Source organism: Bacteroides caecigallinarum (assembly GCF_021531075.1).
Lineage (GTDB): Bacteria > Bacteroidota > Bacteroidia > Bacteroidales > Bacteroidaceae > Phocaeicola > Phocaeicola caecigallinarum_B.
The window spans coordinates 1-7,499 of record NZ_JADYTJ010000080.1; the positions used below are offsets into that span (position 1 = coordinate 1).

The 7,499-nt window shown below is 36.5% G+C and carries 7 protein-coding genes; all 7 read right to left on the minus strand.

Annotated features, from left to right (window positions below; genetic code table 11):
* Positions 1–817: SIR2 family protein (locus I6E11_RS13795; protein WP_235338723.1), on the minus strand; the 817-nt coding region annotated here is incomplete at its 3' end.
* Between the two features lie 786 nt (positions 818–1,603).
* On the minus strand, positions 1,604–3,097 hold the full coding sequence (locus tag I6E11_RS13800; protein WP_235338724.1) for a type II toxin-antitoxin system HipA family toxin: 1,494 nt from the start codon (positions 3,095–3,097) through the stop codon (positions 1,604–1,606).
* Positions 3,098–3,105: 8 nt separating this feature from the next.
* Positions 3,106–3,414: a helix-turn-helix domain-containing protein gene (locus I6E11_RS13805; protein WP_022277019.1), complete on the minus strand. Its 309-nt coding sequence runs from the start codon at positions 3,412–3,414 to the stop codon at positions 3,106–3,108.
* Between the two features lie 288 nt (positions 3,415–3,702).
* The gene (locus I6E11_RS13810; protein ID WP_235338725.1) at positions 3,703–5,019 is read right to left on the minus strand and encodes a hypothetical protein; all 1,317 of its coding nucleotides are present in this window, start codon (positions 5,017–5,019) and stop codon (positions 3,703–3,705) included.
* 8 nt (positions 5,020–5,027) lie between these two features.
* Entirely contained in the window at positions 5,028–5,798 is a 771-nt protein-coding gene (locus I6E11_RS13815) for a metallophosphoesterase (RefSeq protein ID WP_117700102.1), read from the minus strand.
* 4 nt (positions 5,799–5,802) lie between these two features.
* Positions 5,803–6,387, minus strand: a complete 585-nt coding sequence (locus I6E11_RS13820) for a metallophosphoesterase (RefSeq protein WP_235338726.1) — start codon at positions 6,385–6,387, stop codon at positions 5,803–5,805.
* Positions 6,388–6,894: 507 nt separating this feature from the next.
* Positions 6,895–7,323, minus strand: a complete 429-nt coding sequence (locus tag I6E11_RS13825) for a DUF3791 domain-containing protein (RefSeq protein WP_118327786.1) — start codon at positions 7,321–7,323, stop codon at positions 6,895–6,897.
* Positions 7,324–7,499: the final 176 nt, after the last annotated feature.

The following is a 7,499-nucleotide window of genomic DNA, read 5'->3' on the forward strand; positions in this document are numbered from 1 at the left end:
GTTGAATATGTTTATCATTAAAACCATAACCAATACACATATAACCTGAAGCTTCTTTAAATAACCCATCAACAGACGATATTAAAGACCGATGAGGGTCTTCCAACGCACGTTCATACTTGTTTGTTCCTGGTGTTATTATGCAGGGCTTCATTTGGGCCGGTATAGATGTAATATTAGGATAACAATTCATTTTCCCTTTGTCATCTATGAACCAATCTAAAGAACCATGAATCTTATATATATTTACACACCCTTCATAATCTTTCAATTTTGCAAATTGATTTTTATGATCAAAACCAATAAATTTTCCAATATGAGATTGTGAACATCCACAATTTACATAAGCTTCTGTTTGAGATGCTGCATATTCTATAAGACAATCATAATTGGTTGTTACAATATCTATTTCAGCATCTGCTCTATTGTATATCAAATGAGTAAGCAAATCTGCTAAAGGTAGGCGATGATGCGATTGGATAATGTTTGCAAAAACTTCACTGTCTTTTGGCTTTATCTCATTCCATACAATATTAATAATTCTATTTTCGACCTCCTCAGTGCATTTCAAACTGAGCATGGCATCTTCCAACCCGACATTTTCGTCAAGTTTTGCAATAAGCTTTTTTATGCAATTTTGAGATTCCTCTGATATGGGTGGGGTTTCTGAGAAATCTTTTTTTATTGCTTCGGCCAAATCCCACATTCCAGGAATGCCGAAGCCCATTGAAGCTCCACAACCAACAACTATAACTGGATTATTGTTTACTATATCTTGAATAGAACTAAAAATTCTATCTTTTTCTTCTGTTGTCATATCTAAATTTATCGTATTAAAATGCTTATTCTGAATGATCCTTCTATATAAATTTTATATGTTTTCATATACTCTTAAACAGGAGTGCAACATCTATTAGCAAATATAGAGGTTATTTTCCAATTATTTCATTTTCAGGAGAAAATTCAGAGATGTCTGATTGTATCTGAGAAAGTATATTCTGCTGTTATTGACTATTTGAACTAGTACATTTGGGGATTGATGTTTTCTTTTCCATTTTCATGCGTTGCGGTTTTTCTTAGTCGGTATTACACTTACAAAACCTCTTAACAAAGCTGCCTTTACTGCAGTACTGGTGAAAATACCTTGCAATTAGCTTCTCATATTTTATTTTGATATGGGAATAACAGGTGCCGCAATATCGGCATCTTTGGACGAATTATGCTCATGGTAATATTGTCTATCTATGTTTTACGAAAAATAGACAGACAAGTCTATGATTTGAACTAGTAATTTCATAAATATTTTACCATGTATCTATTTGGAATATGCTCAATCCGTTTATTAGGATAGCCTCATGGTTGCCTTCTCCGTAGCAATTGAACATTTGGGAGAATTAGAACCGGCAGCAACATTGGACAACAGAATTTTTATTGTGATATTGCTTGGAGTATTTTCTATTATCCATCTTAAATACAAAAACTATTAATCGTTTGTATCTCATGATGAAAAAAAATACAACCTAATATAAGAGATACACAGACTGTTTATTTAAATACTGTCGTGAGAGACCTGTCTGTCTATCTAAGTCGGCGATTACACTTTCTAGTGAATAAAATACTTTGCAACCATATCTTTAAGCTGATCCGATGACAGGTTTGCTATGCCCATTGATTCAATAAGTGAAAACTCTTCTTTATTCTTACCAATAATAAACTTACGTTCATGACCGTCTATTTCAGCAAGCAAATGGAAATTTCCCTTGTACGCCTGCTCCATACGGATATTCTTTATAATATGTCCGTTTATAATCAATTCGCATATTTCAGGAGCTATTTCCTCTAACTCACCCCATGATTTCAGACGGTCAAATATAATGTTTTCGACACGTCCTACCCACTGTTCAGCAACACCATATTTAGTGGCAACCACACGAAATTGTTTTATGGCACTAACTATATCACGTATGATTGCATCAGGCCTACGTATTCCATTATCTTTAGCAAATTGAATAATATCATCCCGTGTTATATCCCTAAGTTTTGCCCTAATATACATGCAATGATCTTCATTTGGTAAGAATCCTCCATTGTCAAATATATAAGTTACATCGTATGCAGGAGACAGACGCCAAGTACCATCCTCACTCATAACGAATGAAAAATTCTTATTGTGATCATCTGTATTGTTTGCCAATACATTAAAGACCATCCTGCGGAATACCTCATAACAGTCTGTTTCCGGCAAATGGAGCTTCCGACACACTGTAATCAATTGTTCGTAACTGTCCGCATCAGGACTAATTGCGGCCAAAGTTTGTGTATGAATCTTTTTTCCATTATTACGGTCAAAGCGTTTTGTCATAAAATGATTATTTCCATCCACCTGATAGAGTTTTGAAGACATCATATTTATCCCTGCCATTGTAGCAAGTTCATAGTAAGACATCTCCAATTCTGCCGAGCTGTATTGCGAATTCCCAAATTTGACCAGATAGTAATCAAATTCCTCTAATCCGGAAATCTGCCCGCTACGAACCTCACCATTCTTTCGATTAATGGCAACAATGGCTTTAGGTTGACGACCACCGGCTGAAGTACCAACCGTAAGTAATGACTGCATTGTTACCGACTCTTCAGGCAGGATTCTGGCATTTTCTCTTTCTGAAAATATACGCTCTGCTAAATTTGCCAATGATTTGATATCTATTTTTTCAGCCTTACGCTCTCTTGAAACCTCAGGCAAAAATTCCAAAGCTCCCATTCCACGCTTTCCTATAAATGAAAGTTTGTCAAGAGGAGTAATATCTGCGTTTGACAAGTGATTCTGTTGGCGCCATAATTCAAAAAGTTGATTACCCCAAGCGTCAGGCAACGAATCTGCTAAAAATGCCGGTAATTTTTGATAAATCTTGGCCTCTTCTCCCCATACAGGTGTAAGTCCTCTTGCTCCATCAACCGGTGCAGCTAATGGAGAAATGTTAAGACCTTTCTTCAAAAAGGCCGGATTATACATAAAATAGGATAACCTGCGTCTGACATCCCATGCCAATCTACCTATTTCCTCACCCCAAAGTATTACTTTTAACGACTGTACCATAATTTATGCTATTTAGAGTGTCTGACACGCTGTACCTTTTTATCATCCTTACGCATCATGTAAGGAGATTCAGGCAATTCCGGAAGAAGATTGTCTATAGTGTTAATCTGTCCGACCACTTTCAACAACACAATAAATGTTGACAATGAAATATTGCCAGCTGTACCATTCTCGAATTTGTGGATGGTTGTAAGTCCGATACCAGATTGCTCAGAAACATCTTTCTGAGTAAGATTGCAACGAATTCTATATTCCTTAAATCTGTTACCTAATAGCCTTACAAGCTCAGGCGTGGAGTATTCATAAAAATCTACCATATAAACCGTATTTATATATCATTATAATGATAATTAAATATACTTTTAAGTATTAATCTTCACTATTATGAAGATTATAAATACAAAACTATGTAATTTCTGAGAATAAAACTAATTTTTCTTAGAAAACTTATCGTCAGATTATAGTGATTGATTGTAAATCCTATATTTTGTATTTGTTATATGTCCAATTTCGCTATTTCCCTCATGAAGTTTTGATTGCAAAAAAATGGCTTATCAACCACGCATAAACATGGAGATAAGCCAACTTTTAATTACGACGTTCCATTAAGAAATAGGCTCTACACGTTTCTCAGACTCCCATTCGGTATGAGAAATAATATCATGATATTGCTCCAGAGTAAGAAAAGAGTTTTTCTCGTCAGAACATTCATACTCCCAAGGAAGCTCATAGACGGTACCTTCTTCCTGATATCCCATATAGTTATGGTATGAATCAGGAACCAGTCGGACAAAATCCTCTTCCTTCAGAATACTCAGAAGTTTCTCAGCATCGTAAATATGTAATGGAGCATCAGCCTTATACAGGGAGACAGCCACCTCCATAGCCAATCCGACATTGGATGAATAACTGTTGGAAACAACAATCTTCCATCCCTGATGTTGAACATTTGAAGCTAAGATATTCAAACGTGAAAGCCCAAGTTCACCGTAATAATCCGTTGCAAACCGTATGAAATCCTCCTGGCTGTCGACGTTATAAAGGTTCTCCACATCCACATACTTCATATACTTGTAGTAAGCCACATCCGAGATTTTTTGGAGATCTCTTTTTGAATCCTTATTGATACGTCCACCGATATCCCGTTTCTTATGATAAGCCTTATAAGCTTCGTTAGCAATACGATAAAATTTACAATACTTTCGTATGGTCATAGTCTCTATAGGAGACAAAGAACACCCTTGTATTGAGTCCTCTAAAGCCTTAACTGTCATTTCACGGTCCTCTACATCAATCCTAAGACTCGGAACTATGCGAACCAGGTTCTTTCTGGAAATCCTACCTGTACGTTGTTGGTATGGCAGATTGTTTGCTACATACTCATTAAACCCGTCGGAATCTGTTACAATAACACCAATCATAAGATTCAAAAAGTCGAAAAAACGTGTAAGGTTCTCCTTGCAACAAACATCATCGAACTTCTTTTCATAATACGAGGAGCGGTTAGAAATAACAAAGTGGGTAAATTTCCGGTCGGTAACATGAATCGACCGGTTATTCCCGTATTTTCTTGAGGTTACATAGAACCAGCGCGTTTCCATCGGATTGAACGCAAGCCAGTCCGACAGATATGCATCCATGCTGCTGTATTCTCCCGAAGCAATCAGTTCCTCTGCATTACCCCAATCTTCTGATGTTGGCCGAGGCACCTCTATATAAAACCCACGACACTCTTCATCACCAATCACGGCAAGACGCTCAAACTGACGCTGAGTCTCAATCATCCTTTCCAGTAAATTTCCTTCAACAACAATTTCCCAATGATGATTTTCGCCTAATGCTTCCAGATCTAATGTAGTCAGACCAACTTCCTTAGCTAAATCGCAAATGTATTTTCTATCTATGATTTTTCTTTCATTCATCGCTGTACTCATTTAATTTCAATAAACTTGCCCGATTCAAATCCATTCACCAGATGCTCATTTGCAAAAATATATCCCATTTGGTTAGAGATTACCCTGGTCCCTCCTATTTCCGTATCAATATTGGTATGCGAATGTCCATATATCCATGCATCAATCCTACTATTGGCGATTAAATTATCATACTCACTTGCAAATGCACTGTTCAGAACAGATCCTCTATGGTGCGCTGCTACTACTTGGAGTGTAGGCAAATGATGTGTGACCACCACAATATGGTTTGCTGTGCTCTCTTCGATGTTTTTCCGAATAAAGTCAATACTGATCTCGTGCATCCGGTTGAATTCCTCCACCTGCAGCAGCTTCCCGCCAAACTTAATCTGACGGAAGTCGTTCATACCTTTCCATACAAAATATTCATCATTCGGATTGATATGTGACCAAAGCGTACTCAGTATAAAGTCCGTATCATCGATGCGGACAACTTGATTCTGATAGTAACCCACATTCTCCCGCAACATCCACTTCCATTGAAAACCGCGTTCCATCACATCCGAATAGTTATAGTATTCATGATTACCAGGAACAATCAATACCTGACGGTAATTTTTGGATGCCCACTTCCAGAAATTCATAACTGGAGCAGTCTTATCCTTGAGATAGAAAATATCTCCTGCCAGCACCAGTACATCGCCTGTAACAGGCAATTCATTATATCTCAGATATCTGCTATTCTCCTGAAATTCGAGATGCAAATCACTCATATATTGTATTCTCATTTTATTAGTCTCCTTCCTTTAATTGTTCTATCTGTTTCTCTATTATCATCTTTACCTGTGCAAATGATACCGGTGTGAAATTATTGTTATCTACACCTACATCATACTGAGTCGGGAAAAGCATTTTCAACCGCGGAACATCCTTGCCGGTGTTATGCCTGCTGGTATGTACATGCCCGAAGAGTTGCCATGTATCACTGTAAGCTCCTCCATAACAAAGGAAGGGACAATGATTCAGATAAATTTTCTGTTTATCAACTTCAATATGCATCTGCATCGTTATCTGTTCAAAGTACTTCGTATAATTCTGCCTGAGATTCTTTATATCGTGATTGCCGGCTATAAGATATATTTTCCCATTCAACCTGTTTAGTACATTTATCCATTCGGCAGAACCTCCCAAACAAAAGTCTCCCAAATGAAATATTATATCATCAGGGCCAACCACGCTGTTCCAGTTGGCTATTATCGTTTCATTCATGTGGGTTACATCTTTGAAGGGCCTGTTGCAGAACCGGATAATATTGGTATGGTTAAAGTGCGTGTCGGATGTAAAGAACACCCTGCTTCCATCAAATTTATAATTCATAATTTTGTTCATTTATGCGCATCACTGCGCGGTTAATAATACATCGTATTTTGCCCATGGACGGAATTGACGGAGAAGGACGCATCGAGCGGATGTCACCAAAAGGCATAAAGAAAAAGCCGTCGAAAAGTTTTTAATCAGGACTTTCCGACGGCTTTCTATTATAATTATCAGAGGGTTATCAGCATCATTGTAACCTCAATAATATACATAAAGATCGTTGGAAAGTGTATTTGTATTTATTCAATGATTCAATGCTTGATGCATGAACATACGACACACGCTCAAAGCATTTTGTGCTTCGATATAATGTATTTGCAGGTATGTTCATTCTATTATGTTGCATCGTTGTTATATATAAATTATATTGCAAAGTTACGAATATTATTGAGAATCAATAAATTCTTATACATAAAAATGAAAAGTCACACATTAAAATACCAGTACTTTATCTATTTTCAATATCCTACCGCTTGCTATACCCAACATCAGAACCGTGATATAATTTCATTGAATGCCACCTCCATTATTTAAACAAACTTGAGTAAGATCCTGAATGGCATCATCCAATGAAAGCAGATGTTCTGCTTCATAATGTTCCGTAAGGAAGTCAATACCATTAAAACGTATTAAATAATTATTTGCTTCACGAACAGATATATGATAAGTCTTGGCAAATTCATTGATAACGGCAACGATATATACAATCACATTTTTATCAATTGCCTGCGTATTTTGTAAGATAATAGAAGCAGACATACCAAGAGCATCAAGAACTTTTGTTATTGTCTTTATTGTAAGTCCTTTTCCACTCTCAATTTTTGAAATCTGAGCTTTTCCAACTCCTATACGTTTACCTAGTTCTTCTTGAGTAAGTCCCTTGCGAAGACGTTCATTCCGAATCATCAAACCTATATTTTCTATGCTATCTGTCATATTATACGTTTTATCACATGGAAAACAAACATACGACAAAGTATCCTAAACTGGAAACAACATAGAAAAAAATTAAGTTCCCAATGGTAATGATGTAATATCGTCTTACTTTTTTTGATTTTGTTACATAATCAAAAACATAAATAATCTCCGGATTACACCACAAGTATTACCTC